This is a genomic window from Sulfuricurvum sp., from assembly GCF_023250475.1.
In the GTDB taxonomy this organism is placed as follows: domain Bacteria; phylum Campylobacterota; class Campylobacteria; order Campylobacterales; family Sulfurimonadaceae; genus Sulfuricurvum.
The window spans coordinates 1-16,119 of the sequence record NZ_JAHFAQ010000041.1; the positions used below are offsets into that span (position 1 = coordinate 1).

Annotated in this window: 20 protein-coding genes and 1 pseudogene; 6 read left to right on the forward strand and 15 right to left on the reverse strand. The window is 43.6% G+C overall.

The window, feature by feature from the left end:
* Positions 1-1,134, reverse strand: a 1,134-nt coding sequence (locus Q0C19_RS05455) for an NDP-sugar synthase (RefSeq protein WP_295053606.1), incomplete at its 3' end; no start/stop codon positions are given.
* A 204-nt stretch (positions 1,135-1,338) separates the two neighbouring features.
* Here Q0C19_RS05455 and mobB point away from each other — a divergent pair.
* Genes mobB through Q0C19_RS05480 form a run of 5 tightly spaced genes read left to right on the forward strand, consistent with a single transcriptional unit; the run spans position 1,339 to position 5,828 of the window.
* Positions 1,339-1,845: a molybdopterin-guanine dinucleotide biosynthesis protein B gene (mobB, locus tag Q0C19_RS05460; protein ID WP_295053609.1), complete on the forward strand. Its 507-nt coding sequence runs from the start codon at positions 1,339-1,341 to the stop codon at positions 1,843-1,845.
* Positions 1,842-2,687: a class 1 fructose-bisphosphatase gene (locus tag Q0C19_RS05465; protein WP_295053611.1), complete on the forward strand. Its 846-nt coding sequence runs from the start codon at positions 1,842-1,844 to the stop codon at positions 2,685-2,687. The genes mobB and Q0C19_RS05465 overlap by 4 nt, the downstream gene beginning before the upstream one ends.
* Complete coding sequence (locus Q0C19_RS05470; RefSeq protein WP_295053613.1) at positions 2,671-2,865, forward strand: hypothetical protein; 195 nt, start codon at positions 2,671-2,673, stop codon at positions 2,863-2,865. The genes Q0C19_RS05465 and Q0C19_RS05470 overlap by 17 nt, the downstream gene beginning before the upstream one ends.
* Before the next feature lie 12 nt (positions 2,866-2,877).
* Positions 2,878-4,827, forward strand: a complete 1,950-nt coding sequence (metG, locus tag Q0C19_RS05475; RefSeq protein WP_295053616.1) for a methionine--tRNA ligase — start codon at positions 2,878-2,880, stop codon at positions 4,825-4,827.
* Positions 4,824-5,828, forward strand: a complete 1,005-nt coding sequence (locus tag Q0C19_RS05480) for a hypothetical protein (protein ID WP_295053619.1) — start codon at positions 4,824-4,826, stop codon at positions 5,826-5,828. The genes metG and Q0C19_RS05480 overlap by 4 nt, the downstream gene beginning before the upstream one ends.
* A gap of 4 nt (positions 5,829-5,832) precedes the next feature.
* Here Q0C19_RS05480 and Q0C19_RS05485 read toward each other — a convergent pair whose 3' ends face one another.
* Together Q0C19_RS05485 and queC are read right to left on the reverse strand one after the other, a co-directional pair.
* Complete coding sequence (locus Q0C19_RS05485) at positions 5,833-6,501, reverse strand: SprT family zinc-dependent metalloprotease (protein ID WP_295053621.1); 669 nt, start codon at positions 6,499-6,501, stop codon at positions 5,833-5,835.
* On the reverse strand, positions 6,467-7,129 hold the full coding sequence (queC, locus tag Q0C19_RS05490) for a 7-cyano-7-deazaguanine synthase QueC (protein WP_295053624.1): 663 nt from the start codon (positions 7,127-7,129) through the stop codon (positions 6,467-6,469). Before queC ends, Q0C19_RS05485 begins: the two co-directional genes overlap by 35 nt.
* A gap of 55 nt (positions 7,130-7,184) precedes the next feature.
* Here queC and ybeY point away from each other — a divergent pair, with 55 nt between their 5' ends.
* Positions 7,185-7,607 carry an rRNA maturation RNase YbeY gene (ybeY, locus tag Q0C19_RS05495; protein ID WP_295053627.1) on the forward strand — a complete coding sequence of 141 codons (423 nt, stop codon included), beginning with the start codon at positions 7,185-7,187 and terminating at the stop codon, positions 7,605-7,607.
* 11 nt (positions 7,608-7,618) lie between these two features.
* Here the strand turns inward: ybeY and mrdA are convergent, their stop codons facing one another.
* The 12 genes and pseudogenes from mrdA to Q0C19_RS05555 all read right to left on the reverse strand — a co-directional run.
* Positions 7,619-9,421 (reverse strand): penicillin-binding protein 2, encoded by a 1,803-nt coding sequence (gene mrdA, locus Q0C19_RS05500; RefSeq protein WP_295053630.1) that lies wholly within the window; start codon positions 9,419-9,421, stop codon positions 7,619-7,621.
* Positions 9,418-9,789: a hypothetical protein gene (locus tag Q0C19_RS05505; RefSeq protein WP_295053635.1), complete on the reverse strand. Its 372-nt coding sequence runs from the start codon at positions 9,787-9,789 to the stop codon at positions 9,418-9,420. Before Q0C19_RS05505 ends, mrdA begins: the two co-directional genes overlap by 4 nt.
* Before the next feature lie 50 nt (positions 9,790-9,839).
* A complete protein-coding gene (locus Q0C19_RS05510) occupies positions 9,840-10,301 on the reverse strand; it encodes an N-acetyltransferase (RefSeq protein ID WP_295053638.1) in 462 nt (153 codons plus the stop codon).
* Positions 10,298-10,909: a ribosome biogenesis GTP-binding protein YihA/YsxC gene (yihA, locus tag Q0C19_RS05515; RefSeq protein ID WP_295053641.1), complete on the reverse strand. Its 612-nt coding sequence runs from the start codon at positions 10,907-10,909 to the stop codon at positions 10,298-10,300. Before yihA ends, Q0C19_RS05510 begins: the two co-directional genes overlap by 4 nt.
* Complete coding sequence (gene lptA / locus Q0C19_RS05520; protein ID WP_295053644.1) at positions 10,906-11,397, reverse strand: lipopolysaccharide transport periplasmic protein LptA; 492 nt, start codon at positions 11,395-11,397, stop codon at positions 10,906-10,908. The genes yihA and lptA overlap by 4 nt, the downstream gene beginning before the upstream one ends.
* Positions 11,398-11,408: 11 nt before the next feature.
* Positions 11,409-11,918, reverse strand: coding sequence for an LPS export ABC transporter periplasmic protein LptC (gene lptC / locus Q0C19_RS05525; RefSeq protein ID WP_295053647.1), 510 nt, complete (start codon positions 11,916-11,918; stop codon positions 11,409-11,411).
* A complete protein-coding gene (locus Q0C19_RS05530) occupies positions 11,919-12,410 on the reverse strand; it encodes an HAD hydrolase family protein (protein ID WP_295053649.1) in 492 nt (163 codons plus the stop codon).
* Positions 12,407-12,979, reverse strand: coding sequence for an imidazoleglycerol-phosphate dehydratase HisB (gene hisB, locus Q0C19_RS05535; protein WP_295053652.1), 573 nt, complete (start codon positions 12,977-12,979; stop codon positions 12,407-12,409). Before hisB ends, Q0C19_RS05530 begins: the two co-directional genes overlap by 4 nt.
* A gap of 1 nt (position 12,980) precedes the next feature.
* Positions 12,981-13,787, reverse strand: coding sequence for a septal ring lytic transglycosylase RlpA family protein (locus tag Q0C19_RS05540; protein WP_366822952.1), 807 nt, complete (start codon positions 13,785-13,787; stop codon positions 12,981-12,983).
* Positions 13,780-14,997, reverse strand: coding sequence for a lytic transglycosylase domain-containing protein (locus Q0C19_RS05545; RefSeq protein WP_295053657.1), 1,218 nt, complete (start codon positions 14,995-14,997; stop codon positions 13,780-13,782). Before Q0C19_RS05545 ends, Q0C19_RS05540 begins: the two co-directional genes overlap by 8 nt.
* A 15-nt stretch (positions 14,998-15,012) precedes the next feature.
* Positions 15,013-15,789, reverse strand: coding sequence for a TatD family hydrolase (locus Q0C19_RS05550; RefSeq protein ID WP_295053660.1), 777 nt, complete (start codon positions 15,787-15,789; stop codon positions 15,013-15,015).
* Positions 15,786-16,119 (reverse strand): annotated as a pseudogene (locus tag Q0C19_RS05555) (ATPase); the annotation flags it as partial. The pseudogene Q0C19_RS05555 and the gene Q0C19_RS05550, both read right to left, overlap by 4 nt.

The following is a 16,119-nucleotide window of genomic DNA, read 5'->3' on the forward strand; positions in this document are numbered from 1 at the left end:
CAATATAACGCTGCGACTGACGATTGCCGCATCTTGAATCATTTTATCCGGCCAAATCGTAACATCTTGCTCAACCGTCACCAATTCGCCGATTTCGCACCCTTCCGCTAAAATCAGTCCCGATTTAGCCGTAACATTTTTACCGATCCGATTGTTGTTGCAGATAACACATCCGTCGAGTTTCGCATTTTTACCGATCTCAACATCATTCCAAATGACGGTATTGCAAATTTTTGAGGATGCGCCCACGGTGACGTTGTCTCCGATAACCACATTATTGAGTTTTACCCCTTTTTTAACCGTCACGTTGTTTCCGATAACGACGATCCCGATAATCTCGACACTCTCATCGATAATGTTATCTTCTTCGCAAATCAATGCTCCATCCACATATTTAATCGCTTCGCCGTCGAGTTTGAACTTGATTTTTCCGCTCAGAATATCATCATAAACATCCCGGTAGCTCTCCGGGTTTCCTACATCACGCCAATATCCCTGTGCATACCCTGCCATCAAATCGATCCCTTTGCTCATCAGCATCGGAAAAAGATCTTTGGCAAAATCAAAGTTTTCATTATTGGGAATATAGTTCAAAATTTCGGGTTCAATAATGTAAATTCCGGTATTAATCGTATCACTGAAAACCTCGCCCCAGCTCGGTTTTTCAAGAAACTTTTGGATTATCCCCTCTTCATTGGCTATGACTACCCCAAATTCGAGCGGATTTTCGACCGACGTAAGGGTAATAGTGAGTTTTGAGTTTTTGGCTTTGTGATAATCAAATATAGCTTGAAAATCAAAATCGGTTACCAAATCACCGCTGATAATAATAAAATTCTCATTTCCGATCTGTTCCTGCGCACGCTTGACAGCTCCGGCCGTGCCATAATCATCATCTGGGACAACATAGGTAATATTTATCCCCCAGGCACTTCCGTCTTTAAAATAATCTTTAATAATCTCAGGCTTAAAATAAAGGAGAATAATAAATTCTTTAATTCCTAAATCGCGCAAACTGACTATGGTGTGTTCCATCATGGGACGATTCATAATCGGCAACATAGGTTTAGGTATAGAGTTAGTAAGCGGTTGTATTCGTGTACCGAATCCTCCAGCCATGATAACTGCTTTCATCAATCTCCTTTTTTAAGCCCAATCTATCGGCTTTGAATTAGTTTTAATCCTTAAAATTAAATCATATCATATATTTAACACAATGTATTAAATTATCTTCGGAAATATCACATAAAATTATAGAGTTTCGTTTCTATCATCCTTTAGCAATATTCAAATGATTGTTGACTATAATATCTATCATTTTATTAGAGGTTTGTTTTTTTGAAAAAACGTTTAGCAATTGCATTCACCGGCCCCTCCAACAGCGGAAAAACAACGCTGATACTTAAAGTAGCGCGAAAATTGATCCATGAGCACGCCCTAGACGTCGCCATCATCAAAAATGATCCCAAAGACAAAGCGCAGTTTGACGTTCCGGGAAAAGACAGTTATAAATTCAGTGATACGGGGGCGGAGGTGATCGTCACTTCCCCCACCCGCACTACCTATTTCTCTCAACGCCATAAAGAGCTCGATGATTTGGTAAAGCTTTTCGGAGACTTTGACGTATTGCTCGTGGAGGGGCTAAAAAATCTTCCTCTCCCGAGAATCAGTATTTTCCGAAGTTCTATCGATACCGATTATTTTCCCTATATGAACGCATTGGCTGTCGATGAGAGTATCAATCTCGCCCAATATTCGATTCCGGAGGGGATCGACATTCTCGATCTCAACGATCCCGATCAAGTGATCGAATGGATTTTAACCCACGCAAAGGTAATGCAATGAACCCGATTTTAACCGCGATACAAAAAAGTGCCATCCGTATCAAGAACGCCATTGATGTCAAGGATATCGGCTATTCCCAAGAGCAAAACAGCTCCGGAGAAACCCAACTTCAACTCGATATCCAAAGCGACTTGATTATCGAAGAAGAGCTCAGCCGTATAGAGGGAGTCCATACGATCGCCAGCGAAGAGAAAGAAGAGCCGATGGTACTGAACGAAAACGGCCACTACTTCATAGCCTTCGATCCGCTTGATGGCTCATCACTGGTGGATGTCAATCTCAGTGTCGGATCGATCTTCGGTATCTATGAGGGCTCATTTACCCCGGAAAAGATGGTAGCTTCATGCTATGTTGTCTATGGACCGCGCGTCGAGCTTGTATTCGCCTATGAAGGAAAAGTGAAACTTTATCTTCTCCAAAACGGCGAGTTCGAATTCGTCAAAGAGATTCATTTGAATGAAAAAGGGAAGATCAATGCTCCTGGCGGTACGCAGCAATGCTGGGCTCCGTTTCATAAAGCGATGATTGACTCTTTCTTCGCACGCGGTTATCGCCTCCGATATTCAGGCGGAATGGTTCCAGATCTCCATCAAATCCTTCTCAAAGGGGGAGGATTATTCAGTTATCCCGGTGCAAGCGACAAACCTGAAGGTAAACTTCGTATGCTTTTTGAAGTCTTCCCGTTTGCGTTTATCTTTGAAACCGCAGGTGGAAAAGCGGTTGACGGATTTGTACGTGTTTTGGAAAAAGAGCCTCGCCATGTTCATGATACAAGCCCATGTTTTTTTGGCTCAATGGAGGAAATAAACGAGGTATTAAGTGTCTATGCCGGACAACAATAGCATCTACGAAGAGAAACTTGATATCGCGATAAGCGACCTTCAAGGGTGTCAAAAAGAGCATAATGTAGAGAGTTGCTACGTCTGTGAAAAGTGTATCGGATGCGAAATTCGCACCAAATACATCCGAAGCGTTTATGAGAGTATGTCCAAGGGTGAAACCGGCGGATTTGATTTTTAGAAGGAATATTGAATGAAAAATTACATCACTACCCCAATTTATTACGTCAACGGTGAAGCCCATATCGGTCATGCCTACACGACCTTTATTGCCGATACGCTAGCACGCCATTCGCGCCTTATCGGCAATGAGACCTATTTCCTCACCGGAACCGATGAACACGGACAAAAGATCGAAGAAGCGGCAAAAAATCTCTCTAAACCGACCCAGCAGTTTGCCGATGAGATCAGCGCAACCTTCCGCAATTTGTGGGATGAGTTTAATATCAGTTACGACCAGTTCATCCGTACGACCGATGAAACCCATAAAAAAGGGGTTCAAGCGGCTTTTCTCAAAATGTATGAAAACGGCGATATTTACAAAGATTTTTACGAGGGGAACTACTGCGTAAGCTGCGAAACTTTCTTTCCCGAATCACAGCTGATGGACGGCGGTTGCTGCCCTGACTGCGGAAGAGCTACTACCATCGTTAAAGAGGAGAGCTATTTTTTCCGCCTCTCCAAATATGAAAAACCACTGCTCGATTATTATGACGCCCATCCCGAATTTATTCTCCCGAAATCACGACGCAATGAAGTGATCAGCTTTGTCAAAGGGGGACTCAACGACCTCTCCGTCACCCGTACCAGCTTTAGCTGGGGGGTACACTTGCCGGAATCGCTAAATGAGCCGAAACACGTTATGTACGTGTGGCTTGATGCCCTGATGAACTATGTCACGGCACTCGGATACGGCTCAGATGAAGCTAAAATGGAGTTCTGGCCTGCAAACACACAACTTGTAGGTAAAGATATCCTTCGTTTCCATGCGATCTATTGGCCGGCATTTTTGATGAGTCTTGACCTTCCTCTCCCTAAACACATTGGAGCACACGGCTGGTGGACACGTGACGGTGAGAAAATGTCCAAATCCAAAGGCAATGTCGTTGATCCCAGAGAAGTCTCTAAGCACTACGGTGTTGAGAACTTTCGATACTTTATGATGCGTGAAGTACCGTTTGGACAAGACGGTGATTTCTCTCAGCGCGCCCTGATCGATCGTATGAATTCAGACCTCTCAAACGATTTAGGAAATCTCCTTAACCGTATCATCGGAATGAGTGAAAAATATTCTGACTTTGTTATTGATAGCGGTAATGTTCAACAATACCACTCTCGAGAATTGAACGACGCTCATACCATTTTAGACTCACTGGGAGCGTATTTAGGTGAATTACAACTTCACCGTTACCTTGAAGAGCTCTGGAAAGTATTTACCATCGGAAATAAAGCGATCGAAGAACACGCACCTTGGGTTAAAATCAAAGAGGGACGCAACGATGAAGCACTGGCTACGGTTGCGTTGGTTGCCAATCTCTTGGCAAAAGCTTCCGTGATGCTCCACTCGATTATGCCGAGTACTACCGCAACGATTGCGGATGCACTCGGATTTGAAATCACGACACAGAGCTATAATGAGCTCATCCTCAATAAAGCTCTTTTGAAAACTTTTGTCATCAAAAAAATCCCCCCTCTTTTCCCCCGTGTCGAAGAGCCGTTAATGCAAGAAGCCCCTAAAGCAATGATAGAAGAGACTCCAAAAATCGATATTAAACCAAAAAGTGAAGATAAAAAAGAGTCTACCGTTTCGCTTGACGGACTCATTAGCATCGATCAGTTTTTCCAAACCTCGATCAAAATTGGAACCGTACTCGAAGCCGAAGAGGTTCCGAAAAGTTCTAAGCTTCTCAAACTGCAAGTTGATTTGGGAGAGGAATCCCCTCGACAAATCATCGCCGGTATCCGCGAATATTACAGCGCCGAATCGCTTGTCGGAACCCAGGTGTGTGTCGTTGCCAACCTCAAACCCGCAAAACTGATGGGGATGCTCTCTGAGGGGATGATCTTGGCGGCTAAAGATGCAGAGGGGCTCTCCCTAATCCGTCCTGAAAAACCTCGAACCAGCGGAAGTTCAGTGGGATGAGACTCGAAAACATCCTCGCACTGAGTAAAGGAACTCTCTTAGGAGACCCATCAATCAGCCTCTTTGAAAGTGTGGTATTTGAACCTTCCAAAGTAAAGCGAGGATCTTTTTTTGTTGCCTATTCACCGGAAGATATCCCTGAAGCTCTTCAAAACGGTGCTTACGGTGTCATGTTTGATAAACCGACCCAAATCAGCGACAGTGAAATCGCGTGGATCAAAGTCGATAATATTGATAGCGCTCTCAAAAAACTTCTCCGCTTTTATCTACTGGAAAAAGAGCTTCAGGCGTATGCGTGCGACCCGATTTCCCTCCATCTCTCAACCATGATCTCTACCCCGTCAAACTTCTGCAATATCGAAGGCTCTATGCGCGATATATGGGAAAAGCTGTGGCCTCTGGAAAAAAAATCGATTGTACTTTTCTCCCCTGCCCTGACCGATGCAGATATATTTATTGAACATTCCCAGCTTATCCGTGCCCAAGAAAAAACGATCACGATAATCGAACAGACGTTATTTGAAACCTCATTTATACACAACGACACCTTTTATGAGCGTCAGATGCTCTCTCCGTTTTTTATCCCTTATCTTGAACACATACTCTTTTTCTATACTTTTTTACGGATACCGTTTCAAATCCGAAGTTTTAGTAAAATGGGACATTTTATCCCTGTGTTCACCAATTCGAGACTGGAGAGCAAAGAGTTCGGCAGCAGCGATCGGGTTGTTATTTTCGAACCGCTTCTCGAACTCATTGACGAGCAAATCGATTTTCTAGATGCTCAGGCTTCGTGGGCGAAAATTATCTATTTGCTTCCCGACTCTATGCGCTCGGCCATCACAATCGGTGTAGAAAATATCTTTTTCTATCGCTATAATGAAGAGGTTTTGAGCATACTCCAATCCAAAGTATTCCATTTTGCCCTTGTTGGAGGAGTCGACAAAGGGATTTTGAATCCCTCACGTTCAGCTATGAAGCAGCTTGAACTTGAATTTTAATACCCTATAACGTAGGTCGGATCGCTTTTATTTGGGTACGGAGTTTTGTCGAGTCGGGCAGATACAGCTTCACCAAATCATGAAATTGTTTCGAGTGATTCATGTGGCGCAAGTGGGCAAGCTCATGAACGATAATATAATCCATCTGTTCATACGATAACTGCATCATCATCGTATTCAAAGTGACTACCCCGTTGCTATCACAACTCCCCCATCGGCTTCGAAGGCGTTTAAACCGTATTTCACTGGGGTGAAGATCCATTTTACGGGCATAAAATGCGACTCTTGAGGGGAGAGTTAAAACGGCTTCGTCTTTATAAAATTGGTGATAACATTTTTCAAAATGTATAGAACTTTCATATTTTTCAATCTTTTTTAGAAGATTCGGCAATTGTTCGACAGAGCGGGTTTCTCCCCGAAAACGGATCTCTTTTCCCAATACCGGTTTGAGCGTTTGACTCTCCTCTAAATCCAGCAGTTTGCTCTTTATCCACCCCTCTCGAAGTTTTAAAATACGCCGAATCGAAGATTCATTTTTAAGCGGTGTCCGAACTTTTATCTCTCCCGTAGGACTTATGCGAATATAGGTATTGCGATTTTTTGGACGATGCTCAATCAATATGGGGGACGTTTGTGGATTAAACATACGGGATAGGATCAACCGCTCCGGCACGATCAAAACCCCTTAGTCGGAGCCGACAGCTATCACACACACCGCACGCTTTATCTTCATTTTGATAACAGCTCCATGTCAGATGAAGAGGAGCATCAAGCTTGAGCGCTTCTTGAACAATTTGAGATTTTTGGAGGTGGACGAGCGGCATCTCTATCGTTATAGCCGTTGTCTCCTTCGTCCCTAGATTCGCCGCTTTGGAAAATGCCTCGATAAAGCTCTCACGGCAGTCAGGATAGCCGCTGCTGTCCTCTTCTACAACACCGATCGCGATAGCGGAGCACCCCTCTTTTTCTGCGATGGCAGTCGCGATGGAGAGAAAAATCCCGTTGCGAAACGGTACATAGGTGATCGGTATTCCGGATTCGATTCCTCCGGTAGGAACGTCGATGGCATGATCCGTCAGCGCTGATGCACCGATGGCTTTGAAAAAATCGAGATCGATCTCGTATTTCTCAGCCACCCCTAAATCTTCGCATATTGCACGAAAAGATGAGCGTTCTTTTTCCACGGTACGCTGTCCGTAGTTGAAGTGAAGCGCCACAATCTCGTAGCCTCGAGAGCGCATAATGTAAGCGACGAGGGTCGAATCCATCCCGCCGCTCATAATACACAGTGCTTTTTTCATCTTTTATCCCTTTGTCGTGATTGTACCAACGAATCGCTTATGCTACAATACCGACATGATAGAACTTGATAACCGAACCGATAAGATCTATGATCTTGATCGCTTAACACAAATTGCCGATGCCCTCACAACTGAGGAAATCGAGCTAATCCTTACGGACAATGATGAAATTGCGGCGATTAACCGTGAATTCCGCAATATCGATAAAGCGACCGATGTCCTCAGTTTCCCAAGTGATCCCTTCCCAGGTGCACCGCTGGGCAGTATTGTTATCAGCGTTGATAAGGTCCAAAGCGTTGCCGAGGAGTTAGGACATAGCGAAGATGATGAAATAGCCCTCCTCTTTATCCACGGTCTTCTCCATTTGAAAGGATTTGATCATGAGACCGATAGCGGAGAGATGCGAAACAAAGAGGTAGAACTGATCGAGAAATTCCATCTCCCAACAAGTTTAATCGTTAGAACGTTGGAAGAATAGCCGCAAAGCTTTTATTCTTTAGGAGCCTCTTTTTTAATATATCCCATATCATCGAGCTTATTGTAAATTGATGAAATCATCCCTCCGGTTGCTTCACCGCCGTGTCCCCCGTGTTCGACCATGACGGTAACGATAAACTGCGGATTGTCGGCTGGGCCATAGGTCGTAAACCAAGCATGGGAGCGTTTGAAATACTCCATAGCATGTTCGTTTTGACGCTCTTTTACCGTTTGTGATATTCCAGTCGTCTGAGCGGTTCCTGTTTTACCGGCAATCGGAAAACGGGTATAAACGTATGCTTTTGCCGTCCCTCCCGGATCATTACACACACCTCTCATGGCTTGTTGAATGATAGGAAGTTTTTGTTTTTCTGAAGGGGTCAAAACATCCAGCGGCGCAGGAGTATACGGGCTATTTCCGATCACTTTTGCAATATGAGGAATCGGAAGTTTTCCGGTTGCCATCAGGGCTGTCTGCTGCGCGATCTGCATCGGCGTCACCAGTAAATCCCCCTGCCCGATAGAGGTATTGAGCGTTTCCCCCTGATACCACGGTTTATGAAATTTATCCCGTTTCCATGCGCGCCCCGGAACCGTTCCTATGAACTCATTCGGTAAATCGATGCCGGTTTTTTTACCAAGTCCCATTCGAATCATCCCATTGCTCATCCGATCTATTCCGACTTGAAGGGAACCTTGGTAGAAATAATCATCACAGCTTTCTACAATCGCTTTGGTAATATTGGTGGCACCGTGACCATTCTTTTTCCAGTCACGAAAGGTACGATTGCCCAGACGCATCGATCCGGTACTGTTGATTGTAGTATATTCATTCCATACGCCTGAATTAATATAGATCAATCCCATATTATTTTTAATCGTTGATCCGGGCGGATAGAGGCCGTTAATCATCTTGTTGGTAAACGGTGAATCGACACTGCCCATAAGAGCATTCCACTCCTCAGAACTAATTCCGGATACAAATCGGTTAAGATCGTATTCCGGATAGCTTCCAGCTGCATAAATCGCACCGTGAACATCCATAACGATAATGGCGCCCACATGATTTTCAAAAGCCTGCGTGATAAAACTTTGGAGATTCATATCGATATTTAAGACCAGATTATGATTTTCCTGTGTTGCACTGCGTCCAATCTCTTCAATTTCTACATTATGGGCATTAACCTTGATCCGACGCTCTCCGGCAACACCTTGCAAATAACGGTTATAATATTTTTCGATACCGTTTTTTCCGACATGTCCCAACAGTTGCAAAGAGGGATCGGCATCAATCTCTTTTTGATTCGCTTTCGCAACGTACCCTATCAGGTGCGCCCCTATCAGACCGTACGGATACAATCGTTTCGGAGAGGGTGATATTTTAATCGTATCCCGCAAATTCATCAATGCGTAAATAGGGATAATCGTCTCATGCGGGACAAAATCGACAACGTCGATAAATCCATGATTGTAATACGAATCCTGCATCTTGTAGGTTTTGATTATTTTATTCGCATCCAGCGTCGGAATCATAGAGACTAAATACGCTACTTCGGCATCAAGACGGGAAGTATCTTTCCCTTTTGTCAAATGAGGTGCAAAAGCGATTTTAAATCCCAATTCATTAATGGCAATCGGTTCTTTATTTCGGTCAAGTATCTCACCGCGTACCGGTGCGGAAAGCTCCGATTTGATACTGTTGTTTTCGGAGAGGTTTTCATAGTAATCATTAAACTGAACGGCGAGATGGAATACTCGTACAACCAATCCGATCCAAACAACAATAAATATTGATAATAATATTTTAATTTTCATGCAAATACCGAAATAATTAAAAATTCAATAATCATGTATAGCCCCATGTGCCAATCAATGGCAGGAGGACTTAATAACAAGACTTGATTAACAAACCACATAAACATCCAATATCCGGGATAGGCCAATCCGACAAAAATTGCTCGCATACAGACATGGCACCGAATAGCCTGTTCCGTTTTAGGAAGCAAATAATGAGACAGGACCGTAAAAAAAACAATGGTGCTTCCGAACCAAAATCCTTTTTCAGCTTCAAAAACCAGCATCATAACAGCAACGGTGACCAGGGCGAAAAGATCGTGCTTATTTAATGCGTCATGATATAAAAAAAATAAAACTGCCAGCAAAGGAGGCATGAGCAGATACATACTGCTTAAGCTTATGTAAAGAACGAAAAGAGCGACTAAAAAAAGTCGGCTTACAATGTTTTGATAAGAGAAACTTCGTTGCATACCGGAAAATGTTTACATTTAATACAATCTGCCCAGATTTTATGTTCTGGAATAGACTCTTTGGGAATTTCTGCAAATCCCAAACGTTCAAAAAAGCGTTGCTGATAGGTCAACGCTAAAACCTCTTTTAATCCTAAACTTCGTCCCTCTTCACATGCATTTTCCACCAGCGTGCTGCCGATATTACGACCCCGATACGCCGTATCGATGATCATTGATCGCAATTCTGCCAAAGCGGGAGAGTGAATATGAAGGGCTACGAATCCAACCAGTTTATCTCCGTCCATGGCCAAAAAATACGAACGTATATTAGTCGCAATTTCATCATTGCTGCGCGGTAATATCACACCGCTTTCAATCTCCGGTTCAACCAGTAGTTGCATAGCGCCTATATCACGCAACGTCGGTTTTTTATAGGTTATGCTCATTCTTCGTCACTTTTCAATAGCCGGTAAAGATGCTCCACAATGGCATCTACCCCTCGGCGTTTCGTATTGGAGACCATTATCGCACCGGGAAATCTTTTTTTAAGTTCGGAAAGCTCTTTTTGATTCAGCTTGTCAATTTTGGTAAAAATAGTCACAATATCCTGATCCGGGGTACAAATTTCATGCAGATACGCATCTACTGAACGATCGATCTCCAAATCCGGGTGACGGCAATCGATAAGATGGACAAAAATACGAATCTGCTTACGTTCAGAAATAAAACCGGTAAGATTGCTTTCCCAATCCGTTTTAAGGGATTTAGCGACCTTAGCATAGCCGAATCCCGGCAAATCGACAAATTTTGCACTGAGCCGCTCATTGGTTTCGCGATCGGCAAACAGAACATCAAAATAGTTTATCAAACGGGTTTTCCCCGGTGTTGCGGAAACTTTAGCCAATGATTTACGCTTTGTCAGGGTATTGAGCAATGAACTTTTCCCCGTATTCGAACGCGCCATAAATGCTACTTCATTTTGATAGTCGTTTTCCGGAGTTAAACGGATATTCGGTGCCGATGTCACAAAAACTGAGTCAATAATTTCTATCATTTAGCCGTACTTTTAGCTTTTGGCTTTTGGTCTTGAAGGGTAAATGTCATAACAACCGGTTCATTATTGGCACTTTCAGCCGAAGCATTTCCCTGTATCGTATTGACTACGACTTTATCCCCTTTAACTCGACGAAAATCATCCAAGCGGATCAAATCGACTTTTTTATAGAAATGGTATTCGCTCTCATCCGGCAGATAAATGGCCGTTTGGGATTTCCCTTTGTATCTCTCTTTCATTTCCGTAACGATATAAAAAGAGACATCTCCCTCGGCAAAATACTTAACCGGTTTTCTATCTTTGTCGGTATAAATTGTCACTTTGGTAGCATTGAGTTCATCCATTCCCTTGGTCACTTTGACATTTCCGGTAAAAATAGAGATCCCTTTTTGCTGATCCCCTTTAAAATTATCAGAAATAACTTTTAGCTCTTCTCCCCAGCTGAGAGTTAATACCAAAGGGGCCAAAAATATTAGTTTTCGTATCATTGATTATATTCCTATTTTAATTGATAACTGCCGCGCACGTGATCGGCGGATACGGTATCGTGTTCCGTATTATAGTTCAGCGCTGTGCCCTCAACGTGATTAGCGTTTTGAGTAATGACAAAAGCCCCTTTTGTCCGGATCAGAGAAGCTTTTGAGTCGTAGGTTCCCTCATGTGAGCGAAATTCCAAACCGTCTTCTCGAACGTAATGAACATTTCCGTCAACTTTGATAATATTATTTCGATAATCGGCATTATCGGATCGAATAGTTTGGAATAAATTTTTCGTATTATCGCTAAATTTTGCTGATGTTATCACATAATACTCATCAAACTTTTTTCCCTCTTTCCCTTCTAAGATATGATCAATCCTTTTATGGGAAATTTCATACAATGTAAAATCGGTTAGCTCAATCTTAGGAATTTCACGATTATCCTGCGCGGCTCTGTCATCAGGTGAAAAATAGCCGTACATCCCGATCAATAGTCCCAATATCAAAACAAAGAAAAGATTGATCGACATTTAGATCCACAACGCTAAAAATTTTTCTTCTTCACCGTTTCGGCGGATCACTTTCTCAATCATTTCACGGACACACGCATCCCCGCCGCAGCGATCCAAGACTTCCGCAAACGTTTTGAGATATTCAGAACCATCCTGCGGTGTATAGGCCTGTCCTGCCCATTGCATGAGGTTATAGTCATTCAAATCATCACCGATAACCGCTACCTCATGGGGCTCAATTCCGAGTTCTGAACACATTTGAATCGCAACGGCACGTTTATCTTTTACCCCTTGATAGAGATGCGCAATATCCAGTTCTTTGGCTCGGTATGCAACAATTGTTGAATCGCGTCCGGTGATAATCGCCGCAGAGTGTCCCATTTTTACCCAGGCTTTGATTGCAAAGCCGTCTTTGACATTGAAGTTTTTGAGTTCTAATCCATCGGCTGTATAAATAATCTTGCCGTCACTCATGCACCCGTCAACATCTAAAATCAACAGTTTGATCATAAAACACCTTTCGTGCTCGGAACTCCGGCACGATCATTCGGTGCCAATGCACGGCGAAGTGCTACAGCAAGTGATTTGAATGCCGCTTCAAGGATATGGTGCTTATTTTTACCGCGAACCATAATGATATGGGCCGTAATACCGGTATTAAAAACAACGGCACGGAAAAACTCTTCCGCCAGTTCTGCATCGAACGTACCGATTTTCCCGGATACGGGAACGTCATAGACTAAAAAAGGACGATTGCTCAAATCCAAATCGCACGTTACCGCCGCTTCATCCATAACGATGGTAGCACTTCCAAAACGTTCCACTTTCTCAATCGGATAGATAGCATCACGAAGGGCTTGTCCCAAAACAATTCCAATATCCTCAACGCTGTGGTGATCGTCAATATGAACATCACCCTCACACGTTATCATCAAATCGATTTGGGCATGTTTCGCAAAACTTTCCAGCATATGATCCAAAAAGCCAACTTTGGTCGAAATCGTACTTTTTCCTTCACCCGCAACTCTGAGTGACAAGTCGATATCGGTCTCTTTGGTTTGACGTTTTTTTTGAATCATCTTATTCCCTTATGATAAAGGAGCCTTCAAAGTAGCCCCGTGAAATGAAATCGCGAGCTTCGGCTTCACTCTTAAATCCGCCGAGCCATACGCGAAATAGACGTTTGTTATTATACTCTGTATCTTTGATGATTGCAGAGTATCCTCGGAAAGAAGCATACTTGTCTTTGGTGATTTTAGCTCCCTCAAACCGCTCAAATGAACCGATTTGTACAAAAAAGTTGGTTAACAGACTCTCTTTTGGACCTTTGGCCAATTTAACCATGTCAATGCTTCGAGAGGATGTCGGTTCAAATCCCAACACCTCCAAAGTTACCAGTGCCGTCCCCTTTTTAGCGACACCGATTTGATTGGCAGCACTATAGGAGAGATCGATAATCCGACTCTCTACAAATGGTCCGCGATCATTGATCCGAACAATGGTTTGAGCATTATTTTCGGTATTCGTAACCCTGACGACCGTATTCATCGGCAATGTTTTGTGGGCAGCCGTCATGGCATACATATCATACGCTTCCCCGCTTGAGGTCGATTTTCCATGAAAATCAGGCCCATACCAACTCGCTCTTCCGCTGAAGGTATCTCCGACACGGACAACTGTAGGATAATATTCCTTACCCATCACGGTATAAGGACGCATAGTAGCCTGTAACTCGCCGTTGCTTTTATAGACAGCGGAGGAGTTCATCGCAAGCTGGTCCGAAGGATATTTTGCGGACGGCTTGGTCGGTTGATACGAATACGAACCGCTCTTCGTCGTACATCCGCTCAATACTATCACCAGACAAACTAAAAAGGTTTTAATCACCAACTTTTACTTCCTCCCCTTCATACAGTGCATTCGATACAAACGGATTTTTTATTTTTAATTGTTCAAGTGTAATATTATACAATTTTGCGACTGAAGCGAGGGTTTCACCCGATTTTGCCCGATGCAAACGGGGATTTGTCAAAAACGGTTTATTGATCGGTATTTTAACTCTCCGATTCAAATAACGCTCATCATCACCGATCATATTCTCCATCATAATCATTGACTTGGGAACATTGTACCGTTTAGAGAGCTGATCCAATGTCTCCCCCGATTTTACGCGATCCAATACAAAATATCCTTTTAACTCTTTGGGGCGAAATTTTTGGCGGAAATCATCCAGTTTTTCTTGGGGGATATATACAGGATAGGCTTGATCGTTCGGAGGGGTTATCCCCTTTTTCAAATGGGTATTGAGCTTCACCAGATTTTTTTTCGGCATCTCTAACACCGCTGCTATCCGATCGATATTTTCACCTTCGGGCAAATAAACCGTTGCGATAGGGCTATCTTGCTGTGTGTCGGTAAATGAATCGTATTGCATTTTGGATATGAAGACATCATCCGTAGCCAATAACGACAGCGCAATTACCTTACGGATGTATTTTCGGCTCTCGGGAGGGAGAAATGCCCGCTTAGGATCGGTCAAGACACGGATATCGGTTGTCCCCGCTTTTGCAATAGCACGATTAAGCCTCCCGTCACCGCAATTGTAGGCGATAAGCGCCAAATACCATTTACCGAACTGTTTTTTTAAACTGCTTAGATAAGCGATTGCGGCTCGGGTCGATTTTACATGATCGCGGCGTTCATCTACAAACTGATTTACCTCTAAACCCTGCAGTTTTCCGGTACTCTCCATAAATTGCCACAAACCGGCAGCTCCTCGTGAGGAGGTTGCGCTCCCTTTGAGTTGAGACTCCACCAATACCACAAATAAAAATTCACTCGGTAAATCCGATTGTGCAATCAACGATGAAAGCATCGGGATGAAGACATCACTGTCTTCGGAGGTATCGGCAAACCCTTGGAGCGTACATTCGCGCTTTTTTTGATCATAGCTATCGTGCAGATACGGATCGTGTAAATACGAAGGGGGGATATCAAAATGGCGAAGTACCGCGATTTTTTTTTGATCATTAGGATCAAATCCGCTTCCCATAAGCCATGCGGGGAGTAAAAGTATCAATGCCAAAAGATGCTTCATATCCCCTCCATAATACTATCCTACGCCAAATAAACTTTTTGCATTTTGTGTCGTTAACGATACCACGAACTCTGAATTTAACCCTAGGACTTCCCCCATTTTATCGGCTATCAGACGAGTATACGAGGGCTCATTACGGCTCCCGCGATGAGGATGAGGGGTAAGATAGGGACCGTCCGTCTCGATAAGCAGTTTATCTGTCGGAATACGAGGAAGAACATTGATCAGTTTTTTAGCGTTTTGAAAAGTCACAACGCCTCCGATACCGAAATAAAATCCCTCAGAAGCAAGGGATAAAAGCTCATCATCGGCATTGTAACAGTGAAGAACTCCGCCGACTTCTCCCGCCCCCTCTTCGAGGAGAACCATTTTAGCGTCATGGCTCGCATCCCGAATATGGACAATGAGCGGTTTTTTTACTTTTTTGGCAAATCGGATGTGCGTTCGAAATACTTCATCTTGCCTCATCTTTTCTCTATGTTTCTCCTCATCGCTTCCCTCAAGTCTGAAATAATCCAAACCGCACTCACCGATGGCGACACATTTAGGATGGGACGCATAGGCTTCAAAGTCGACCGATTCCATATGCTCCATATCATAAGGGTGAACCCCAACGGCAAAATAGAGATCGTCGTAGGCTTCGCACAGTTCTATCGCCCGTGGGAGTGTTGCAGGGTGCGCTCCGGGGATGATAAACCCCTCAACTCCCGCTTCATAAGCACGTGCCATCATCTCATCAAAATCCTCACGATAGCGTTCGTCATCCAAATGGACATGGGTATCAATAATCATACTAGCTCTCGTGAACGTTCAAATAAATCTCGGGCAAATCCCCGTGCTTCATCACTGACCCGCTCGCCGCTGATAATACGGGCAATCTCTTCTATCCGTTCCTCATCGTTCAGCTCACGCACGCGGCTCTCATCTTCTTTGTAAATTAAAAAGTGCTGCTGCCCCATCGACGTGAGTTGCGGTTGATGGGATATGACAAAAATCTGATAGCGTGAGGAAAGATGACGCAATACTTTTGCCACACTCATCGACTCTTCTCCGCTCAAATTGGCATCAATCTCATCGAGCATCAACACTCCACCGCTTCCTTGCATGCTCTCAACTCCTAAA